Annotated in this window: 21 protein-coding genes; 9 read left to right on the plus strand and 12 right to left on the minus strand. The window is 75.0% G+C overall.

Features of this window, described 5'->3' with window-relative positions; genetic code table 11:
* The first annotated feature begins 72 nt into the window (after window positions 1-72).
* The gene (locus ACZ6Y7_RS12735) at window positions 73-309 is read left to right on the plus strand and encodes a hypothetical protein (protein ID WP_465757900.1); all 237 of its coding nucleotides are present in this window, start codon (window positions 73-75) and stop codon (window positions 307-309) included.
* Window positions 310-399: 90 nt separating this feature from the next.
* Here ACZ6Y7_RS12735 and ACZ6Y7_RS12740 read toward each other — a convergent pair whose 3' ends face one another.
* The 4 genes from ACZ6Y7_RS12740 to ACZ6Y7_RS12755 form a co-directional block, all read right to left on the minus strand.
* Entirely contained in the window at window positions 400-1236 is an 837-nt protein-coding gene (locus tag ACZ6Y7_RS12740) for an ABC transporter permease subunit (protein ID WP_465757901.1), read from the minus strand.
* On the minus strand, window positions 1233-2249 hold the full coding sequence (locus tag ACZ6Y7_RS12745; RefSeq protein ID WP_465757902.1) for an ABC transporter ATP-binding protein: 1017 nt from the start codon (window positions 2247-2249) through the stop codon (window positions 1233-1235). Before ACZ6Y7_RS12745 ends, ACZ6Y7_RS12740 begins: the two co-directional genes overlap by 4 nt.
* A 201-nt stretch (window positions 2250-2450) precedes the next feature.
* Complete coding sequence (locus ACZ6Y7_RS12750; RefSeq protein ID WP_465757903.1) at window positions 2451-3878, minus strand: RtcB family protein; 1428 nt, start codon at window positions 3876-3878, stop codon at window positions 2451-2453.
* A 110-nt stretch (window positions 3879-3988) separates the two neighbouring features.
* Complete coding sequence (locus ACZ6Y7_RS12755; RefSeq protein WP_465757904.1) at window positions 3989-4444, minus strand: archease; 456 nt, start codon at window positions 4442-4444, stop codon at window positions 3989-3991.
* A gap of 482 nt (window positions 4445-4926) precedes the next feature.
* Between ACZ6Y7_RS12755 and ACZ6Y7_RS12760 the strand changes: the two genes are divergently transcribed.
* Both ACZ6Y7_RS12760 and ACZ6Y7_RS12765 read left to right on the plus strand, forming a co-directional pair.
* Complete coding sequence (locus tag ACZ6Y7_RS12760) at window positions 4927-5661, plus strand: ASCH domain-containing protein (RefSeq protein ID WP_465757905.1); 735 nt, start codon at window positions 4927-4929, stop codon at window positions 5659-5661.
* Window positions 5662-5686: 25 nt separating this feature from the next.
* On the plus strand, window positions 5687-6055 hold the full coding sequence (locus tag ACZ6Y7_RS12765) for a hypothetical protein (RefSeq protein WP_465757906.1): 369 nt from the start codon (window positions 5687-5689) through the stop codon (window positions 6053-6055).
* 125 nt (window positions 6056-6180) lie between these two features.
* Here the strand turns inward: ACZ6Y7_RS12765 and ACZ6Y7_RS12770 are convergent, their stop codons facing one another.
* Complete coding sequence (locus ACZ6Y7_RS12770) at window positions 6181-6690, minus strand: hypothetical protein (protein WP_465757907.1); 510 nt, start codon at window positions 6688-6690, stop codon at window positions 6181-6183.
* 138 nt (window positions 6691-6828) lie between these two features.
* On the minus strand, window positions 6829-7410 hold the full coding sequence (locus tag ACZ6Y7_RS12775; protein ID WP_465757908.1) for a helix-turn-helix domain-containing protein: 582 nt from the start codon (window positions 7408-7410) through the stop codon (window positions 6829-6831).
* A 117-nt stretch (window positions 7411-7527) separates the two neighbouring features.
* Between ACZ6Y7_RS12775 and ACZ6Y7_RS12780 the strand changes: the two genes are divergently transcribed.
* The 3 genes from ACZ6Y7_RS12780 to ACZ6Y7_RS12790 all read left to right on the plus strand — a co-directional run bounded on the left by ACZ6Y7_RS12780 (window position 7528) and on the right by ACZ6Y7_RS12790 (window position 9444).
* Window positions 7528-8364, plus strand: coding sequence for an EamA family transporter (locus ACZ6Y7_RS12780; protein ID WP_465757909.1), 837 nt, complete (start codon window positions 7528-7530; stop codon window positions 8362-8364).
* 159 nt (window positions 8365-8523) lie between these two features.
* Window positions 8524-9249 carry a B3/B4 domain-containing protein gene (locus tag ACZ6Y7_RS12785; protein WP_465757910.1) on the plus strand — a complete coding sequence of 242 codons (726 nt, stop codon included), beginning with the start codon at window positions 8524-8526 and terminating at the stop codon, window positions 9247-9249.
* Window positions 9250-9273: 24 nt separating this feature from the next.
* Window positions 9274-9444, plus strand: a complete 171-nt coding sequence (locus ACZ6Y7_RS12790) for a hypothetical protein (protein WP_465758029.1) — start codon at window positions 9274-9276, stop codon at window positions 9442-9444.
* Between the two features lie 64 nt (window positions 9445-9508).
* Here ACZ6Y7_RS12790 and ACZ6Y7_RS12795 read toward each other — a convergent pair whose 3' ends face one another.
* The 4 genes from ACZ6Y7_RS12795 to ACZ6Y7_RS12810 all read right to left on the minus strand — a co-directional run bounded on the left by ACZ6Y7_RS12795 (window position 9509) and on the right by ACZ6Y7_RS12810 (window position 14321).
* Window positions 9509-9931: a hypothetical protein gene (locus tag ACZ6Y7_RS12795; RefSeq protein ID WP_465757911.1), complete on the minus strand. Its 423-nt coding sequence runs from the start codon at window positions 9929-9931 to the stop codon at window positions 9509-9511.
* 403 nt (window positions 9932-10334) lie between these two features.
* Window positions 10335-11648, minus strand: coding sequence for a TIM44-like domain-containing protein (locus ACZ6Y7_RS12800; protein ID WP_465757912.1), 1314 nt, complete (start codon window positions 11646-11648; stop codon window positions 10335-10337).
* Window positions 11649-12167: 519 nt separating this feature from the next.
* A complete protein-coding gene (locus ACZ6Y7_RS12805) occupies window positions 12168-13406 on the minus strand; it encodes a styrene monooxygenase/indole monooxygenase family protein (protein ID WP_465757913.1) in 1239 nt (412 codons plus the stop codon).
* Between the two features lie 162 nt (window positions 13407-13568).
* Window positions 13569-14321 (minus strand): thioesterase II family protein, encoded by a 753-nt coding sequence (locus tag ACZ6Y7_RS12810; RefSeq protein ID WP_465757914.1) that lies wholly within the window; start codon window positions 14319-14321, stop codon window positions 13569-13571.
* A 433-nt stretch (window positions 14322-14754) separates the two neighbouring features.
* Between ACZ6Y7_RS12810 and ACZ6Y7_RS12815 the strand changes: the two genes are divergently transcribed.
* Window positions 14755-14961 carry a hypothetical protein gene (locus ACZ6Y7_RS12815; protein WP_465757915.1) on the plus strand — a complete coding sequence of 69 codons (207 nt, stop codon included), beginning with the start codon at window positions 14755-14757 and terminating at the stop codon, window positions 14959-14961.
* Here ACZ6Y7_RS12815 and ACZ6Y7_RS12820 read toward each other — a convergent pair.
* Window positions 14952-15644, minus strand: a complete 693-nt coding sequence (locus tag ACZ6Y7_RS12820) for an AAA family ATPase (protein WP_465757916.1) — start codon at window positions 15642-15644, stop codon at window positions 14952-14954. The genes ACZ6Y7_RS12815 and ACZ6Y7_RS12820 overlap by 10 nt on opposite strands.
* Window positions 15645-15878: 234 nt before the next feature.
* Here ACZ6Y7_RS12820 and ACZ6Y7_RS12825 point away from each other — a divergent pair, with 234 nt between their 5' ends.
* Together ACZ6Y7_RS12825 and ACZ6Y7_RS12830 are read left to right on the plus strand one after the other, a co-directional pair.
* Entirely contained in the window at window positions 15879-17516 is a 1638-nt protein-coding gene (locus tag ACZ6Y7_RS12825; RefSeq protein WP_465757917.1) for an AMP-binding protein, read from the plus strand.
* A 151-nt stretch (window positions 17517-17667) separates the two neighbouring features.
* Entirely contained in the window at window positions 17668-17850 is a 183-nt protein-coding gene (locus ACZ6Y7_RS12830) for a hypothetical protein (RefSeq protein WP_465757918.1), read from the plus strand.
* A gap of 96 nt (window positions 17851-17946) precedes the next feature.
* Here ACZ6Y7_RS12830 and ACZ6Y7_RS12835 read toward each other — a convergent pair whose 3' ends face one another.
* Window positions 17947-18936: an ABC transporter ATP-binding protein gene (locus tag ACZ6Y7_RS12835; RefSeq protein WP_465757919.1), complete on the minus strand. Its 990-nt coding sequence runs from the start codon at window positions 18934-18936 to the stop codon at window positions 17947-17949.
* Window positions 18937-18956: the final 20 nt, after the last annotated feature.

Genomic DNA, 18956 nt, shown 5'->3' on the forward strand with positions numbered 1-18956 from the left:
CGACGGCGACGTCCCGGCCCGACGGCGGCGCAGCAGCGGCGCCGCCGCGGTGGCCCGCCGTGGTGGCCCGCCGTGGTGGCCCTCCGCGGTGGCGAGCAGCAGGCCGCAGACGGATCGATGCACGGTCTCGGCGCGTCCGGCGAGTCGGCGGGCAAGCGCGTGCCCGGCCCGACCGGCTGCGGGCCGAACCGTGACCTCGACTCGCCCGCGTCGCGGGTCACCTGCTCGGCCGCCGACTCGCCGGACGCCGCGGTGTCGATGTGCGCGCTCGACACCGGCGACACCGGCGACACCGGCGACACCGGGTAGGGGCGGCTCTGCCGGAACACCCCGGCCTGCGAGCCGGGACCGGCGGAGTCGGGTTGCCGAGGCCGGATCGGCGGAGTCGGGTTGCCCGGATCAGATCGCCAGGTCGCGGCGTTCCAGCAGCCGGAACGCCGCCAGCAGTCCGAGCAGGCCGACGCCGATCAGCACCCCCAGTGCCGCCCACGGCACCCCGCCGTGGGCGAGGACGTCGCCCGGGGCGTAGTAGTGGAACGGGCTGAGGTAGCGCAGCGGCCGGGCCGGGGACCAGGCCAGCGCGACGAAGTTGAGCGCGAACCCGACCGCGCCGAAGACGACCGCGGCGCCGATCACGTACGCCCGGCGCCGGCTGAGCGCCGACACCGCCAGCACCGGCCCGGTCAGGCAGAACGCGAAGGCGCAGCCGAGCAGTCCGGCGGTGAACACCGCGCCCTCGGGGACGGCGTCGCGCAGCTTCGGGGAGAACGCGACACCGAGTGCGACGGTCAGCGTGGCGGCGGCGTTGAGCAGCACCGAGGCCACGACCAGGGCTGCGGCCCGTTCGGCGAGCAGTCGGCGACGGGTGACCGGGCGGGTCATCAGCAGCTCGATGGTGCCGGACTCGACGTCGGCCGCGACGGCGGCGGCGCCGAGGGAGCCGATCACGGTGAGTTGGAGGGCGATCCAGAACGGGTGGGTGAGCCCGGCCCCGAGCAGTCCGGGGTAACTGGCGATGGAGACGTCGCCGTTGGAACCGCTGAAGGCCCGGAACGCCCCGGGCGGGTTGCGGCGCGCGGCGCCGAACAGGTCGCCGGGCGGGACGGTTCCGGCGATCACCACGATCAGGGTCTCGAAGACGACGATGCCCAGCAGCAGCGAGAGCAGCATCCGGCGGCGCCGGTGCAGCGCGAGCCAGACCAGGGGGAGGCGGCGGCTGACGGTTCCCGGGGTCACGGGTTCTCCTCCGTTTCGGGGCGGCGGGTCTCGCCATCGCCGCCGGTGCCCTCGTCGCCGTCGCCGTCGCCGTCGCCGTCGTTCGAGCGGTAGAGGTCGAGGAAGGCCTCGTCCAGACCCGCCTCCTCGACCGTCAGGTCGGCGACCGGCAGCTCGGCCAGCAGGGTGCGGACCGCCGGGACCACCTCGTCGGGCGGCACCAGCAGCTCCACCCGGGAGCCGTCCCAGCGCGGGGACCACCGCTCGGCGGTGCCGAGCGGGCGGGCGCCCTCCCCGTCCGCGAAGACCAGCCGGACCCGGCGCGCCCGGGCCTGGCGCAGTTCGGCCACCGAGCGGACGGTGACGAGTCGGCCGTGGCGCACGATGGCGACCCGGCCACAGGTGCGCTGCACCTCGGGCAGCACGTGACTGGAGAGCAGCACGGTCCGCCCGGCGGCCGCCTCCTCGGCGAGCAGTTCGTAGAAGGTCTCCTGGACCAGCGGGTCCAGCCCCTCGCTCGGCTCGTCCAGCACCACCACGGGCGGCCGGTGCTGGAGCGACTGCACGAGCCCGAGCTTCTGCTTCATGCCCCGGGAGTACTCCCCCACCGGCCGGGCCAGGTCGTGCCGGGAGAGCTTCAGCCGGTCGCACAGTTCGCGCTGGCGCGGCACCGGGGCGCCCTGGAGGGCGGCGAGCAGGTCGAGGGTCTGCTGTCCGGTGAGCTCGGGGTAGAGCCGCAGTTCGCCGGGCAGGTAGCCGATCGCGGGGGCGAGTCGGCGGTGGTCGGCCACCGGGTCCAGGCCGAGCACGCGCACCTGCCCGTCGCTGGGGCCGAGCAGGCCGACCAGGCAGCGCAGGGTGGTGGTCTTGCCGGCCCCGTTGGGCCCGAGCAGGCCGAACACCTCGCCGGCCGCGACGGACACGTCCAGCCGCTCGATGCCGACCGTGGCGCCGTACCGCTTGGTGAGCGACCGCAGTTCGATCACCGGGCCGGCGTCGTCCCCGGGCCCGTGGGCGTCCTCGTTCCCCGGCATGGCCACCTCCTGCTGCTGGCTGCTGCTCCGCGGCCCCGCGACGGATGCGTCCGACATCAAAGCGCGCCCGGGCGGGCGAGTCGAGGGACACGACCGGAATCGGTGCCGGCTCCCCGCGTACGGCCCGGTGGAGCGGCAGGCCGGAGCGGCGGCCGGAGCTACGGGCCGGGGAGGCGGATCGGGACGACAGGCCGGAGCCGCTCAGCCCTTGCACACCCCCAGCGGCACCAGCCGGGCGACCTGCCGGGCCAGTCCGGCGGCCTCGGTGACGGCGGCGACCGCGTCGACGTCCTTGTACGCCTCGGGCGTCTCCTCGGCCAACGCCCGCCACGAGGCCGGCCGTACCGCGACGCCCCGGGCCTCCAGGTCGCTCTTGAGCCGCTCGCCGCGCACCGTGCGCAGCGCCTGGTGCCGGCTGAGCACCCGTCCGGCGCCGTGGCAGGCGGAGCGGAAGGCCTCGTTGTCGGGCAGGCCGACCATGACGTACGAGGCGGTGCCCATGGTGCCCGGGACGAGCACGGGCTGGCCGGCCGCGGCGAGGTCGGCGGGGAGGCCGGGGCCGCCGGGCGGCAGGGCGCGGGTGGCGCCCTTGCGGTGGACGCAGAGCCTCCGGGGGGCGCCGTCCACCTCGTGGGTCTCCAGTTTGGCGAGGTTGTGCGAGACGTCGTAGACCAGCTCCAGCCCGACGCCGAGCGTGGCGGCGAAGGCGCGGCGGGCCGCCTCGGAGAGCAACTGCCGGTTGGCGCGGCCGTAGTTGGCGGCGGCGGTCATCGCGCCCAGGTAGGCGCGGCCGCGCGGCGAGTCGACGGGGGTGCAGGCGAGTTGACGGTCCGGGAGCTCGATCCGGTGGCGGTGCAGGTCGCGCTCCATGGCGCGCACGTGGTCGGTGCAGATCTGGTGGCCCAGGCCGCGCGAGCCGCAGTGGATCATGACGCAGACCTGCCCGGGGTGCAGTCCGAAGGCGGCCGCCGTCTCCGGGTCGTGCACCCGGTCGACGGCCTGCACCTCCAGGAAGTGGTTGGCCGAGCCGAGGCTGCCGACCTGCTGCAGCCCGCGTTCGACGGCCCGGTGGCTGACCTCGCCGGGGGCCGCACCGGCCAGCACCCCGCCGTCCTCGCAGCGTTCCAGGTCGCGCGGTACGCCGTGGCCGTGCTCGACGGCGTAGCGGGCGCCGCCGAGCAGGAGTTCGTCCAGTTCGTCCGGCCCGGACAGCTGCCACAGGCCGCCCCGGCCGAGGCCGCGCGGGACGGTCCTGTCCAGCAGGTCCATCAGCCGGCGGATCCGCTCGTGGTCGAGTTCGTCCCGGGAGACGCCGGCGGCCAGCAGCCGGACGCCGCAGGAGATGTCGAAGCCCACCCCGCCGGGCGAGACCACCCCGCCCCCGTCGACGTCGGTGGCCGCGACCCCGCCGATCGGGAAGCCGTAGCCCCAGTGCACGTCGGGCATCGCGAAGGAGGCCCGGACGATCCCGGGCAGCGTCGCCACGTTCGCCACCTGCTCCAGCGCCCTGTCCCCGGCAGCCTGCGGCAGCAGCGCCTCGGACGCGAAGACCACCCCTGGCACCCGCATCGGCGGGCGCGGCTCGATCCGCCAGCGGTACCGGCCCGCCCGGCTCACTGCGATCTCCACCTCGCTCACCCTGCCTCCGCTGCTCGGCGCTCGTCCGCGCGCCGCCCGTGCGCGGCGCTCGTACGTGCCGCCCGTACGCTCGTGCGCTCGCCGCTCGTGCGCGACGATGGTCAGACATCCACGGTGACCCGGCCGCTCCAGCCGCCCGGTCCGGCGCGCAGGTCCAGGTCGTGCAGCGAGACGGCCTTCGGTACGGCGCCGATCAGGGCCGCGGTGGCGGCCTCGGCCATCCGGAAGCGGACCGCGACCGTACGGGCGCCGTCCAGGCCCTCGATACGGCCGACCGCCAGCGCCACGGGCAGTTCCCCGTCGGTGTCCATCCGGTAGATGACCTCCTCCAGGACGCCCGCGACCAGGTCCGCGTCGCTCGCCGCGAGGACGGTGCACTCGCGCTCGCCGACGATCCGCGCCCCGCGCAGGTCGGCGAAGCTGCCCACGACGGCGTGCACCAACTCGCCGATGCAGCCCTCGGCCGTCGGCGCCCAGGCCTCCACCCGCAGGTCCGCCGTGTGCGGCACGCTCCGGTGACCGCTGCCGGCCCGGCCCGCGGGCTCGTGTCCCTCCACGAGCGACGCCTCCCGAACCCGTTGCCGTCCTCCCTCCAGCCTCGTCCCGCCGACGGCCCGGGGGCAAGCCGCAGCCGTCACCGACCACCGGCCGCCGACGTTCCGCCCGCGCGGCTCCACCACACGGCGGCCGTGCCGTGCAGCGCAGGCCCTCGGCCCTCGCCCGGTCGAGCCCCCGGCGGAGGGCCTCGCGGCGGGCTCGGGTTCCATCGCCCCCGGTGCCGCGGCCACGTGCCGGGGTCCGAGGGTGACCAAGACGACGTTCCGGCCCTCGACGGCCGCCGGCCCGCGCCGGGGGCACCACCGCGGGCGAGGGGGCGAGGGGGCGAGGCAATGTGAGCGCGTGGGCCACCCGAACGTCCGCTGAACCGTCCCGCGCGACCAGCCCCGGCGTCGTCACCGCGTTCGACCGTCCTCCGGAACGACCCTGGCGAGGGAAATTCTGTCGAGGAGTCGGGCCGGCCCGATCTACGGTGGGCGCCATGGTCCCCATGAAGCTCTTCGACTCCGAGCGCCGCGTCATCGAGGCGGCGGAGCGGCTCGCTGCCACCCTCGGGAGCGACCCGAACCACACCGTGGCCGCAGCGGCCATGGACACGGCCGGCAGGATCCATGAGGCGGTCAACGTCTACCACTTCACCGGCGGACCGTGCGCCGAGCTCGTCGTCCTCGGTGCCGCCGCCGCGGTGGGAGCCGGCCCGCTCGTCACGATCGCCGCCGCGGGAGACCGGGGTCGTGGCCTGATCCCGCCGTGCGGCCGCTGCCGCCAGGTGCTCCTCGACCTCCACCCCGACGTCCTCGTCGCCGTACCGACCGACGACGGGCCGACACTGCGCCCGATTCGGGAGCTTCTGCCGGACGCCTACGTCTTCCCCGATGCGTATGCGCGTCGCATCGTCCGGTTCAACAAGCGCTACTACGAGGACGTCGCCGCCGCGCGGAAGACCTCCACCGTCCGCTACGAAGATCCGATCGCGCCGGGCCCCGCGATCTTCCTCTTCGAGGACGACGGAGTCCCCCGCACCCTGAACGGCACCGTCACCGGCGTCGAACGCCACCGCCTGGACCGCCTCACCGCCGAACAGGCTCGGCTCGACGGCTTCACGAGCGTCGACGAGCTGAAGAAGGCCCTCCAGGGCCACTACCCCGGCCTGCCCTCCGACGCCGAAGTCGATTTCGTGACGTTCACGGTCGAAGCGCCTGACACCGTGAAGTGATGCGGCGTGGACAGCTCCGGACGCGGTGAGTGCGGAATTCGGTGGCCCTCGGCCCCGGCCTCACCTCGGAGGAGCGGACGGCGTACCGGCCCGGCGGCTCTCTCCGTCCGGCAGGCTGCGCCCCACGCTCACGTCCGAGAGCTCCCACCACTGCACTCGACCGGGATCCGCCGCTGGGGCCGCCGAACGCCTGGAGCCGTTCGTCGGCCGGGAACTGTGCGAGGTCGCGCTGCTGGAGTGGCGGCCGGCGGACCATGACCTGGCGGCCGGGACGGTGGCGGTGGAGTTCGCCTTCGCCGAGGGCTGTCTGCGGATCGTCAACGGGCTCGACGAGAACCGGATCGAGATCGGTACGGCCCAGCCGGGTGACGTTCGGCACCGGCTGGGCCGTTGAGCACTACGGTTCGGTCGGCTTCCGGTTGATCCCGAGGAGAGCCGGCAGGGTGGCCCGTGCTGGTCCGAGGCCGTCCTGCTGCCGGCGCTCCGCGGTCGCGGCGACGTCGGAGGCGAATGGCAGGGTCAGGCCCGGTCGCCGGGAACGGGGATGAGGCGGCCGAGCATCGCCATCACGACGATCCGTACGTCCTTGTCGTTCGTCACCGTGCAATGGGCGTCGACGCCCCGCTCGTCCGGGTCCTGATCGGGGTCGGTCAGGCCCACGCGGACCAGGTCGACGGCGTACTCGCGGCAGCGGGAGTGGTCCGCTGCCGCGCTCACGGCTTCGACGTGGTCGATGCGGGCGGGGTCCGCAGCGCGCAGCAGTGCCGGGGTCGGCGGCGGGCCCAGCTCCTGCCCGATCCACTCCGTGACGGCCTCCCGGGGGGAACCCAGGGCGAGCTTCGAGGCGGCCGCCGCCGTGAGTGCCAGGTGGATGAGGAGCGTCCCGAACCAGGCCGCGGCCTCGGCCGGCGGTGTCTCCGTTCCTGCCGGCGGCATCACGGCGCGGTACAGCGCGGCCACGTCGTCGGTGTGCGCGGCGGCGGCAATCGCCTTCACCGCGCGACCGAGGGCGGCCTGATCGATGGTCATGTCGACGATTCTCCCCACAGTTGGCAGTCGTCAACGTAGCGCTCCGGGGCGGTGGACGACCGGCGAAGCGCGGATTCTCCCCCACACGCGTGAGCGCTGACGGTTCTGCGCCGCTGCGGAGTTGCCGCCCGGTGCGGGTCAGGTCCCAGCGGGGCCGGGCGGCAGATGGACCGTCATGACCAGGTGGCAGGTGCCGGTGCCCGCGCCCCGGTAGGTGTGGGGGGCGTCGCCGTCGAAGGTGGCGGTCTGGCCGGCTTCGACGGCGTACTCGGTGCCGTCGACGACCAGCGTCATCCTCCCGGTGGTGACGCTGACGGTTTCCACGACTCCGGCCTGGTGGGGGTGGCTGGGGTACTCGTCGCCCGGCTCCAGCGTCCAGCGCCAGACCTCGACCGGGGCCGGTCCCGCCGTGGTCAGCATGAGCCGGGCCTCGCTGCCGTGTGCCCCCTTCCACAGCGGCGCCACGGTGTCGGCGGCCACCACGCGGACGCGGCCTTCGGGCCGCCCCTGCATCAGGTCGGACACCGAGATCCCGAGGGTGTCGGCGAGACGGACCAAAGTCGCCAGGTTGGGGTTGCCCTGGGCCTTCTCCAGTCCCACCAGGGCGCCCTTGCTGACCTGGGCGCGCCGACCGAGTTCCTCCAGGGACAGGCCAGCGCGCAGGCGGGCCGCCTTGACGTTGTGCGCGACGGTCCGCAGGGCGGTGGCTGTCTCGTTCACGTGATCATCATCCTCACCGTGGACCATTCGAATGCACCGCACGGTCGTTCCAGTGTGCCCCTGCGGTCGATCTGTTGTACCGTGTGGTCGTTCCACTGAATGGTAAGGGATGGTGCCGTGATCGCTCTGCTGCTGGCCCTCGGCAGTTCACTCGCCTACGGGTGCGCCGACTTCCTCGGCGGTCTCGGCGCCCGCAAGGCCCACGTGCTGCGGACCGTGCTGGTCGCGGCCCCGGCCAGCCTCGCGGTCGAACTACTGCTGTGGCCTTTCCTCGGCGCCTCGTTCAGCGCCGGCGCCCTCGGCTGGGGCGCCGCGTCGGGCGTGGCCTCGGCCGCCGCGTTCGCCCTGCTCTACCGGACCCTGGCGATCGGCCCGATGAACGTGCTGTCGCCCGTGACGGCGCTGGTCTCCGCCGCGCTGCCGGTCGCGGTGGGCCTGCTGCAGGGCGAGCATCTGGGCGTCGCCGGCCTGGCAGGGCTGCCGCTCGCGCTGCTGGCGGTGGTCCTGGTCAGCGCCGGAGGCGGCACCGGCTCCGCACGCCCCTCCCGCACCGCGCTGCTGTCGGCCTTCGGCGCGGGCGCGGCCATCGCCCTCCAGCTGATCTTCCTGCACCAGGCACCCGCCGACAGCGGGGTCGCCCCGCTGGTCACGGGCCGGGCCGTCTCCTCGGCCGTCATCCTGGCCGCGGCGGTCCTGATGCGCCACCGGCTGGGCCCCGAGCGGCCCGCTCGCGCCATCTCGGCCGCCGCCGGGGTACTGGACTCGGCGGCGAACCTGCTGTTCCTGCTCGCCGCCCGCGGCGGCGACCTCGCCGTCGTCGCCGTCATCACCGCCCTCTACCCGGCCGGAACGGTCCTGCTCGCCCGCGGCGTCCTCGCCGAGCGCGTCCACCGCGGTCAGCTCATCGGCCTGGGCACCGCCGCCGTCGCCGTCAGCCTCCTCGCTCTCACCTGACTCCCGCACCGCACCACCGGGGGAGGCCCCCGCCTCGCCCACCCGAGCCCCCGAAACGCCCCGACGCCCCGACGCCCTGACGCCCCGACGCCCAACAGTCAGACGCCCAATCCCCCCGTCGCCCAGACGCCCAGACGCCCACCGGAACGGAACCCGCCCATGCCCGTCTTCCGCCTCGACCACGCTGTCGCCGACGCCTTCCCCGACACCCTCATCGCCCTGGTCACCGCCACCGACCTGCGCGGCCGTGACCCCTGGCCCCGCACCGCTGCCGCCCTGGCCGACCTGGAGCAACGGCTCGCCGACGGCACCTGGCGTCCCGCCGACGCAACCGACCCCCGCATCGAGGCCTGGCACACCGCCTACCGCTCCTTCGGCACCAACCCCCGCCGGACCCGCCCCAGCGTCGACGCCCTCGGCCGCCGACTCGCCAAGAAGGGCACCCTCCCGCGCATCAACCCGGCCGTCGACTCCTACAACGCCGTCTCCGTTCGCCACGGCCTCCCCGCCGGCGCCTTCGACCTCGACCACGTCACCGGCGACGTCCTCATCCGCCACGCCGACGGCACCGAATCCTTCACCCCGCTCGGCGAACCCGACGCGGTCGAACACCCCAACCCGGGCGAGATCATCTACGCCGACACCACCGGAGTCCTGACCCGCCACTGGAACCACCGCGACGCCCACCGCACCCGCGTCACCGGAGACTCCACGCGCGTCGCCTTCCTCCTCGAAACCCTCCACGCCGCCCGCGACGGCCACCACCTCGAAGCCGCCGCCCACGAACTACGGGACCTGCTCGCCCCGCACGCCGGTCAGACCACCCTCCACTACCTCAGCCAGGTAGAGCCGGAGGTCACCATCCGAGAACTCCCCACGAACTGATGCCCGGCCAACGTCCGCCGACGGCTGGCGGCCTGTGCGGAGGTCTACCCGATCAGCTCGGTGCACTGCTGGGAGAGCGGAGTGCAGGACGCCACCGAACGGCAGCGCCGTCTGCAACGAGCTGACCACGGACGCCGCCCCGGCCCACTTCCCGGCCCCGGCCCATCCTCCGTCAGACCGCTGCTGCATCACTGACCGGCGCCGCGCAGCACGACGGCCCCCACCGGCCGTGGGGGCCGTCGCCATGTCCCACGGCACCTCAGCGGCGCGTGGGGTGCTCATCGGCGTGACGCAACGCCAAGGCGTAGTCGCGCAGGCTCAGACCGAAGTACGGCGCCGCGTCAGGAAGCAGGAAGTAGATCGTTCCCTCGAAGGACCGGCCCGACCGATCGTCACCCGCCATCCGGCAGCCGGCCTCATCGGTGATCCGGCGGATCAGAGCTGCGCCGGTGAACAGCTGCGACCGGTCGTAGGCCCAACGCAGGTAGCCCCTGTGGTCGCCGCCGGCGTCGAAGGTGACGGCGGACCGGTCGGGATGGGACGCGGTCCACGCGGAGAGGATCGGGGCGTACCGCTCCGTCGTACGCGCCCACGTCAGCCGAAGCGGCGTGCCGGTGGGTATCAGACCCGGCCGGTTCAGCAGGTACGTCGGGTTGTGGATGCGCTTCACGGTGTCTGGCATGGGCGTCCTCGGTGGTGGGTGGTCGGCGCTGCGGGCGTTGGTCGGTCGACCGGCCGGGGCCGTACCCGCACGGTAAGTACGATCCGGGCCGGTCACTCGGCCGCCGGCCGGTCGGCCTTGAACTCGATCAAGCGCGGTCGCACGGCTTCGGGGGTCAGGCCGGTCATGGTACGTGGCCGTCTTCTCCGGTCCGGCGGAACCGTCCGCAGCGCCGCTCGGCGGGGTCGGCGGAGGTCGATCCGCTCTTGGCCTCGGGGCGAGACTCGGTGGGCGGTCGGCGCCGGCGCGGGGCACGGCCGAGTGCGCCGCGCCGGACGCGACCGAAACCCGCCGGAGGCGACCGAGCGCGCCGGACGCGACCGAACGGGCCGAATTGGCCGGACGCGCCGAGCGCGGGCTCCGCCTACTCCACGGCTGCGGTGGCGACCACGGTCCACGCCGTGGTCGACGTGTCGTCCAGGCGGAGGTCGAACGCGAAGGTGATCGGTCTGCGCCGGTGCGCGTCGCCGCGGAGCACCTGCTCGCTGCGCCGGTCGACCTCGTAGTAGACGCCCTCGGCGTCGACCGCGACCCGGAAGACGATCGGGTCGCGGGAGACCAGCGAGCGCACCGTGACGGACCGGACGACGGCGTCACGCATGACGGTCCGGTCGGCCGTGCGCACGGACGTGAAGTCCAGGCTGCCGTCGTTCATGACCCACTCCTCGAGGAACCGCTCGACGGCGACCTCGAGGACCGCCCGGTCGAACCGGCCGTCGAGCACGCTCAGATCGCCGGCGGCGGCGTCGGCGTCCGTGCTCCACGCGATGTTGGTCAGCGACAGGATGTCGCCCGCACCCCTGACCGCGGTCTTCCCGGCGACCTCGAGCACGGCCTCGCGGGCGACCTCCTTCTGGTCCCAGCCGTCCGTCTCGATGGCGCTGGTCAGGTGGTGCGCGCCCTCGGCCGCCTGCTCCACCGACGACACGATCCACTCCCCGGCCCCGCTCTTGCGGAGCGTCCAGTACTCGACCGGGCGCGTCGAGCCGTCCTTGCGCACGGCGTCCGTGCCGTCGCTGCGGCGCACGTAGTCCCTGAGCGTCGCGGTGATCCGGAAGGTGACGGTGTCGTTCACCTCGCCCGCCCGGTTGGCGACGTCGACCAGCTCGACCTCCGGGCCGGAGACGATCTCCACGACGTTGACCTCGCCACGTGACTCGTAGTCGCGCAACTCCTCGGCCCACTTCCCGTAGAGCACCGGGGAGAGGATCTGCTGCAGCGTGGCGTGGTCGTGGTTCGTCCAGGCGTGCTGGGCGGTCGCGTACAGCCAGACGGCGCGGCGCTCGAGCGCGGCGCGCTCGAAGGTCGGATCCGTGTCGGCGAGAGCGTCCACCCGCGCCCCGACCTGGGCCGCGCGCTCGCGCGCCTGCGCGTCCGCGCGGTGCGCCACGCGGTCCGACACCGTGTTCAGGCCGGCCGTCTGCGCAGCCCTCCGGTGCCGGTACACGAGCCACAGGATCAGCAGGACGACGGCCACGATCACCACCAGGGCGACGAGTCCGCCGCCACCGGCTCCGACGCCGTAGCCGAAGCCGCCGCCGCTCCCCCCGTGGAAGCCACCACCGTGGCTGCCCCCGCTACCGCCGCTGCCCCCACTGCCCCCGAAGCCGTGACCACCACCCCCGCCGCGGGCGTACGCGGCCGTCGGGCTGCTCAGCGCGACCGCTCCAGCGACCACGGGTATCCATCGACGGGCGCGCACCGGGCTCCCCCTTCACGATTCAGGCTGTTCGATGAGAGCCTACAGCCGGGTTGCCCGGGGGTCTGCGGGGCTGCGGGCTGCGCGGCTGCGGGCTGCGGGTGCCGGCAGGGCGAAGTCCGGCGGACTGCGGCAGGCTGCGGCGGGCTGCGGCGTCTCGGGCCAGGGCGTGTGCGGCGAGGAGAGGCGCGGCGCGAAGCGGCTCGCGCCGAGGCACCGGCCCCTCGCACCAGGATCGGAACCGGTCGCAGCCGGGCGGGATCCGTCGCCGGGCCGGTGCGCTGGGCCCGTCGGCCTCAGGTCGCTCGCGGAGCCGGTCCGCAAGGCCGTCAGTGGCGGTCATGGAACTCGCGATCATGCGGCTCACGATCGACCGACCGGTCTCCGCTCGATGCCCCGGCTCCGTCGGCCGCTTTCCCCGAGCACGCCCCGAGCACACCCCGGGCGGCGACCCGTGCCGGCCCCGGGAAGCCACGGGCCCGCGGCGGCGGCTGGGGGTCATCCGGTCAGTGAGGCGAGGTAACCGGCGGTCAGTTCGGGGGTGGCCAGCCAGGCGGCGTGGTCGCTCGGCTCGGCGTAGGTGTTGGCGAGGCGGCGGGCGACCCGCTCGTGCTCGGCGGCGGCCGCGAACACGCTCTGCAGGTGGTCCGGCATGGTGAGCATGGAGGCGGTGAAGTCGACGGTGTGCCGGGCGTGTTGCTGCCAGAAGCGTTCGGCGGTGCGGCACATCCAGTCGGCGGTGAACGGGGCGTCGCCGTGCTCGACGACGGCCCGCCGGTAGGCCTCGGCGGCGCGGGCCGCGCTGTTGGCGCCCTGGCCGGTGATCGGGTCGTTCACCACCAGCGCGTCGCCGAGGCCCAGGACGTGGACGGCGTCCACGCCCGAGCCCAGCTCGGCCACCGCGCGCCGGACGGTCGGGGTGACGGCGCCGAACAGCCCGGCTCCGGCGTCGGTCGGCTCGGCCTCGGCCCAGAGTTCCGCCTCCCACGGCAGGTACTCGCCCAACAGGGCACGGATCCTGGCCAGTTGGTCGTCCGGCGGCGGGCTGTCGCCGAACGCGTCCAACGGGCCGCCGGGCAGCGCCTCCCAGAGCAGGATCGCGCAGGGGCCGGAGAGCGTCAGCGCCGGCTGCAGGTACAGCTCGCCGAGGCCGGGCAGGGCGTGCATCCGCGCCCTGGGCTCGGCGGCCGGGTCGGGCGCGCCGACGCCGTGCGCGTACAGGCAGGACAACACCCGCTGCGGCCGGTCGAAGGGCGAGCGGGCCGGGTCGCGGGCGAAGATCCCCGCCAGGTCGCCGCGCCCGGCCGCGACCACGGTCAGTTCGTGCCGGCGGGCCAGGTCGCGCAAGCCCTCCCGGTCCAGCGAGCGGTACTCGACGCGGGCGCCGCGCTCCGCCAGCAGCTCCAGCCAGCCGGCCAGCTTGAGCCGCTGGTCCACCGACTGGGCGGGCTCGTCGAGCGTCATGGTGAACTCCAGCGCCCGTACCGCCGGCGGCGCCGCCAGCACCGCCGCAACCGAGGAGACGGACGGCGCGCGGCCCGCCCAGAGGTCCAGCCCGGCCGCCGCCTCCAGCCGAAGCGCCGGGCCGAACATCGCCTGGGTGGACAGCACCCGCCCGCCGCGCAGCTGCTCCGGGGTGCGCTCGGCGACCAGCGTCACCTCGTACCCGTCCGCGACCAGCCCGAGCGCGAACTGCAGGCCGGCCTGGCCCGCTCCGACGACGGCGATCCGGCGCAACGCGGCCTCCCGGTGATCCCTTGACGGCTCGTCAAGCAGGCACAGTAGCCGAGCGGCACGGATCGGTCACCGGTGCGGACGGCCGGAACCGGTCACCGCCGCGCACGGCCCGGATCGGCCGCCACCGCACACGGCCGGAACCGGTCGCCGCCGCGGGCGGCCTCAGCCGCCGAGGTGGGCGGTGAGCAGCCGGACGACCTCGTCGACCCGGTCCGCCAGGTAGAAGTGCCCGCCCGGGAAGACCCGCAGGTCGAAGCCGCCGGTGGTGTGCCGCTCCCACTGCGCGACCTGCTCGGCGGTGGCGTTCGGGTCGCTGTCCCCCGCCAGGCCGGTGACCGGCACCGAGACCGTCGCGTCCGGGGCGCAGCGGTACGTCTCGACGGCGGTGTAGTCGGCGCGCAGGGCCGGCAGGATCAGCTCCTGCAGGTCGGGGATCCCGACGATCCGCTCGTCCGTGCCGCCGAGCTTGACGGTCTCCGCGAGCAGTAGGTCGTCGGGCAGCTTGTGCACCTCCCTGTCGCGGGGCAGCGAGGGCGCCCGGCCGGCCGAGACGAACAGCCGCCCGAGGCCCTGCAGTCCGTCGCGCTCGAAGCGCCGGGCGGTTTCGAAGGCGACGGCCGCGCCCATGCTGTGGCCGAAGAAGACGAGCGGCCGGTCGGTCCAGTCCCGCAGTTCGCGGCAGAGCTCCTCGGCGAGCCCCTCGACGGAGCTGATCGTCGGCTCGGTGAAGCGGTTCTGGCGGCCCGGGTACTGGACGGCGAGCACATCCGCGTACGGCGCCAGCGCGTTGGCGTACTCCAGGTAGTAGCTGGCCGAGCCGCCGGCGTGCGGGAAGATCACGACCCGGGCGGGCGCCGAGTCGGAGGGGTTGAACCGACGGAACCACGGGTTGTCGACGGCGGCGCTGCTGGTCATGCGGGGTGTGGCCTCTCTCCGTGACGGACTGTGCTGTCCCCAGTCTGTCAGCGTCGGGCGGCCGCAGGGGTGTTGCGGTGATCACGGACGGACGGTCGGCCGCTCGACGCCGCCCCTCCCGGCCCCTCCGACCCCGCGCCGCCCTTTCCGGCCCCCGCCGATCCCCGGTCGGCCCGCCGTCAGTCCTCCTCCGGCCACTCCTCCCAGGGATCGGTCTCGACCACCGTGTCCGGTGCGGTCACCCAGGCCGCCGCGAGCACCGAGCCCGAGGTCCGGTGGACGGCGAGGAAGCCGAACGGCCTGTGGCACGATGGCGCGCATGAGCGAGCCCGACCCGGAGTGGATCACCATCGCCGGCTACCGCAACCTGCCCGGCTCCGCCACCCCACCGGCGGCCGTCCGCGCTTGACTGCGGGACCGGGGAATCGACTGGATGCCCTTCCCGCCGGAGGCGGTGTGCTTCGACCTGAGCTGCGGGATCGGGCCGGACGGCCGCCGGCGGTGCTGGGTCGGCGTCAAGGTCGCCGCCGAGGCCCTGCGGCCGCTCGGCCTCCACCCCGACCAGCCCTCCGCCACCGTCAACGGACCGTCCCCGCCCCGGTGGTGGCACGCCGAGGCCGAGCGCCGTTCCTACCGTTGAGCCTCCGGGCCGAAGCGCACCGCCTCGGCCCGGGAGCGGGAGACGGCGTCCAGCAGCAGCACGGACGACGCCTCGGGGGTGGGTACCGGGCCTCCGGACCGGACGTGCCGGGTAAGGGCCGCCAACAGCCGCGCCAGGCCCCGGTGGTGGCGGGCGAACACCCGGGCGGAGGCGTGCCGGCCCCGGGCCCGCTGGCCGTCCAGCGCGGTGGCCGCGCCGACGTCCAGCAGCACCAGGTGCAGTTCACGGCCCCGGCGGCCGGCCTCCCGGGCCAGCCAGCGGCGCATCCAGGCCCGGCTGCCGCAGTCGTGCACCAGCAGCGGCCCGCCGCGCCGTACCGAGGAGCGCAGCAGCCGGACGTGCTCCAGCCGCGCCCACGGCCGGTACACGGCGTACGGCAGACGCGCCGGCATCACCGCCTCGCAGGCCTCGTGCACCGTCCGCGGGTCCACCGCCCGCACCGCCGACGCCGCCCCGGACGTCGCACGGGACGTCGCACGGGACGCCGCCCCGGACGCCGCGCCTGACCACCGGCGCAGCAGGGTGCTCTTCCCGGCCCCCGGCAGGCCCGACACCACCACCACGGCATCGGCCGGGTACGCCACCACGAACCCCGCACCGGCCTCGCCGCGCAGGTCCACCACCCCGCACGGCGCCACGACCGCGTCCACCCTGCTGCCCACCAGCCCCCCGTTCAGGTCCGACCGGGAACCCTAACAACCCGGGCCGGCGGCCCGCCCACCGGAGGCCGTCCACCGCCCGGGGCGTCCGCGCAGGCAACCGCGCGGGCGACCGTGCGGACCCCGCCCGGTGGCCCAGCCGGGTACCGGCGGTGCCGCGCAGGCTCCGTGCGGCCCCGGTGATCCCCGGGGCGGCCGTTCCGCTAGGCTGACGCACCGTCAGACAGGAGGCAGGCCATGGCAGAGGCGGGTCCGACGTACACCGAGCTGGTGCTGGGGGGCTTGGCGCTGGCGTCCGGCCGGGTGGCGCTCCGCGCCGGGGAGGACGCGCTGACCGGTCGGGACTGCCTGGACGCGGCCCACCGCATGGCCCGGGCGCTGGAGCGGATCGGGCTGGGGCGCGGGGACGGGGTCACGGTCCTGGCCGGGAACCGGCCGGAGGCGCTGCTGGCGCGGCTGGCCGCGAACCTGCTGGGCTGCCGCGTGGCGATGCCCCACCCGGACGGGACGGTGGCCGAGCAGGTGGCGCTGGCGGAGTTCGCCGGAACCTCGGCGCTGGTCTTCGACCCTGCGCGCTGCTCGGCCGCGGCCGCAGGGGTCGCGCGGGCCCTGCCCGGGGCCGTCCTCCTCTCGCTCGGGCCGGCGCCGCTCGGGCTCGGGGCGGACCTGCTGGACCTCGCCGCCGAGTGCTCCCCCGCTCCGTCGGAACCTCGGTACCGGCCCGAGGACGTGATGGCGGTGCGGTTCACCGGCGGCACGACGGGACGGCCGAAGGGCGTGCTGCGCCGGTTCGCCCGGCCGCCGCGCCCGCCCTTGCCGGCCGGCTCGACCTTCCTGCTGTGCACCCCGCTCTGCCACGGCGGCGGTACGACGGCGGACCTGGCGCTGGCGGCGGGCGGCACGGTGGTGCTGCAGGACGGCTTCGACGCGGGGGCGGTGCTGGCCGCGGTGGAGCGGCACCGGGTCTCCCGGCTGTACCTGCCGCCGCACCTGCTCTACCGGCTGCTGGACCACCCGCTGCTGCCGGTGACCGACACCGGCAGCCTGCGCCGGATCGGCTACACCGGCTGCCCGCCGTCGCCGCGCCGGCTGGCGGAGGCGACCCGTCGGCTGGGCCGGGTGCTGCACCAGACGTACAGCCTGACGGAGTGCGGGCCGGTCGCCCGGCTCGGCCCGGACGAGCACCTGGACCCGCGGCTGCTGGGCACCGCCGGACGCCCGTACCCGGACACCGAGGTGCGCGTCGTGGACGAGGAGGGCGCGCCGCTGCCGCCGGGCCGGACCGGGGAGATCCTCGTCCGCACACCGACCGCCATGGTCGGCTACTGGCGCGATCCGGAGCTGACCGCGCGGGTGCTGCGGGACGGTTGGCTGCACACCGGTGACCTGGGCAGCCTGGACGCGGCGGGTTATCTGACGGTGGCCGGGCGGCGCGACCCGATGGCGATCGTCGAGGGGCACAAGGTGTTCCCCCGTGAGGTCGAGGAGACCCTGCGCACCCACCCGGAGGTCCGCGAAGCGGTGGTGTTCACGACCACCGACCCGGACCGGCTGGAGCGCGTCCACGCGGCGGTGGCGCTGGCCGACGGCTCCCGTACGACGGCGGAGGAGCTGCGCCGCTGGAGCCGGGAGCGCGGTTGCGCGCGGTGCGCGCCGGACACCGTCCTGCGACTGCCCGTGGTCCCCCTGAACGGTGTGGGGAAGCCGGACCTGCGGCTGCTGCGCGCCCTGGCGGGCGGCGAGGCCCGGGCGGACGGCGACCGCCGGGGCGACGGCGGGACCCGGCCGGAGGGACGCCCCCGGCCGGGCACCGCCGCCCCGGCCGAGGACGGAATCCGGACCGGCGCCGCGGTGGGGGCGCGCGAGGGGGTGTGACGCGCCCCGCCAACGCTTCGAGCGCCTCCGCGGGCGACCTCTCGCGCGGCCCCCGGCGGGAAGAACCGTCCGTGGGCACTCGACCGTGCGGGCCGACCTGCCGATACATCCCCGGCAGCGTTTCCCGCACCGTCCCCCAGGAGGCACTACCTTGACCTGGCTACGCGTCCTGACCGCAGTGGGCATCCTCGCCGTGGCGGCCAGTGCCCTGCTCGTCTTCGCCCTCTGCACCGCCACCTCCCGCGGCGAGCACGCCGCGGGGGAGGCGCCGCCGGACCTCCGCGCGGACGCCGAGGGCAGCGGCCTGTTCCAGCGGATGGGCGGCGACACCTGACGCCGCCGCCCCGCCGCCCGAAGCCACGCCGCCCGAAGCCCCGCCGCCCGAAGCCCCGCAGCCCGAAGCGGATCCGGACCACGGTCCGGGTCCGGGTCAGTGCCCCGCGAGGTCGTCCGGGCGGACCTCGATGTGGTCGGCCGCGAGGTCGACCGCCACCCGGTGCTCCATGCCCAGCGCCTCCAGGAACTTGACCGGGAGCTGCACCCGCCCGGTGCGGTCCAGCATCACGTACTCGCGCTCGTTGACCGACTCCTCGCCGTGCTCGTCGGTGACGGTGCGGCGCAGCACCTCGCTGCTGGTCCGGCCGTCCCGGATGGCGACCGTGCGGCGCACCTCGCCCGCGACCATCGGGTCGTGGGTGACGATGACGACGGTGGCGCCGAGTTCGCGGTTGACGGTGCGGAAGGACTCGAAGATCACCCCGGCGGTCTCGGAGTCCAGCTCGCCGGTGGGTTCGTCGGCGAGCAGCACCGGCGGGTCGTTGGCCATCGCCACCGCGATCGCCACCCGTTGCTGCTGACCGCCGGAGAGCTCGCCGGGACGCCGGTGGGCGAGCTGCCCGATCTCCAGCGCCTCCATCAACTCGGCCACCCGGGCAGCCTGTTGCTTCGCCCGACCGGCACCGGAGCGGCGGCCGCGCAGTTGCATGGGCAGCGCGATGTTCTCGGCGGCGGTGAGGAAGGGCAGCAGGTTGCGGGCGGTCTGCTGCCAGATGAAGCCGACCACCTCGCGCCGGTAGCGCAGCCGTTCCTTGGCGGACATCTCCAGCAGGTCGCAACCGGCCACGGTGGCGGTGCCGGCCGTCGGCACGTCCAGCCCGGCGAGGATGGTGAGCAGGGTGGACTTGCCGCTGCCGGACGCGCCGACCAGCGCGACCAGATCACCCTGCCGGATGGTCAGTTCCAGACCCTGGAGCGCCTGGACCTCCACGCCCTCGGCACTGAAGATCCGGACCAGCCGGTCGCAGACGATGGCCGCGTCCTCGCCGTGCGCCTTGGGCGACGAGGCGGCCAGCGCCCGCTCCCGGAGCTCCTGCAGGCTGGGGGCCTGGACGACCGTCTGCCCCTGGGGGGTGTTGATCACCGCTCGTCTCCTGTCTCGAC

It is taken from the genome of Kitasatospora sp. NPDC053308 (assembly GCF_055585785.1).

Bases quoted from the DNA above. Each gene is read 5' to 3' on its own strand.
- ACZ6Y7_RS12810 (WP_465757914.1), bottom strand. From the start codon at position 14,321: ATGACCAGCAGCGCCGCCGTCGACAACCCGTGGTTCCGTCGGTTCAAC.
- ACZ6Y7_RS12785 (WP_465757910.1), top strand. From the start codon at position 8,524: ATGCCCGTCTTCCGCCTCGACCACGCTGTCGCCGACGCCTTCCCCGAC.
- ACZ6Y7_RS12745 (WP_465757902.1), bottom strand. From the start codon at position 2,249: ATGCCGGGGAACGAGGACGCCCACGGGCCCGGGGACGACGCCGGCCCG.
- ACZ6Y7_RS12770 (WP_465757907.1), bottom strand. From the start codon at position 6,690: ATGACCATCGATCAGGCCGCCCTCGGTCGCGCGGTGAAGGCGATTGCC.
- ACZ6Y7_RS12795 (WP_465757911.1), bottom strand. From the start codon at position 9,931: ATGCCAGACACCGTGAAGCGCATCCACAACCCGACGTACCTGCTGAAC.
- ACZ6Y7_RS12825 (WP_465757917.1), top strand. From the start codon at position 15,879: ATGGCAGAGGCGGGTCCGACGTACACCGAGCTGGTGCTGGGGGGCTTG.
- ACZ6Y7_RS12815 (WP_465757915.1), top strand. From the start codon at position 14,755: ATGCCCTTCCCGCCGGAGGCGGTGTGCTTCGACCTGAGCTGCGGGATC.
- ACZ6Y7_RS12760 (WP_465757905.1), top strand. From the start codon at position 4,927: ATGGTCCCCATGAAGCTCTTCGACTCCGAGCGCCGCGTCATCGAGGCG.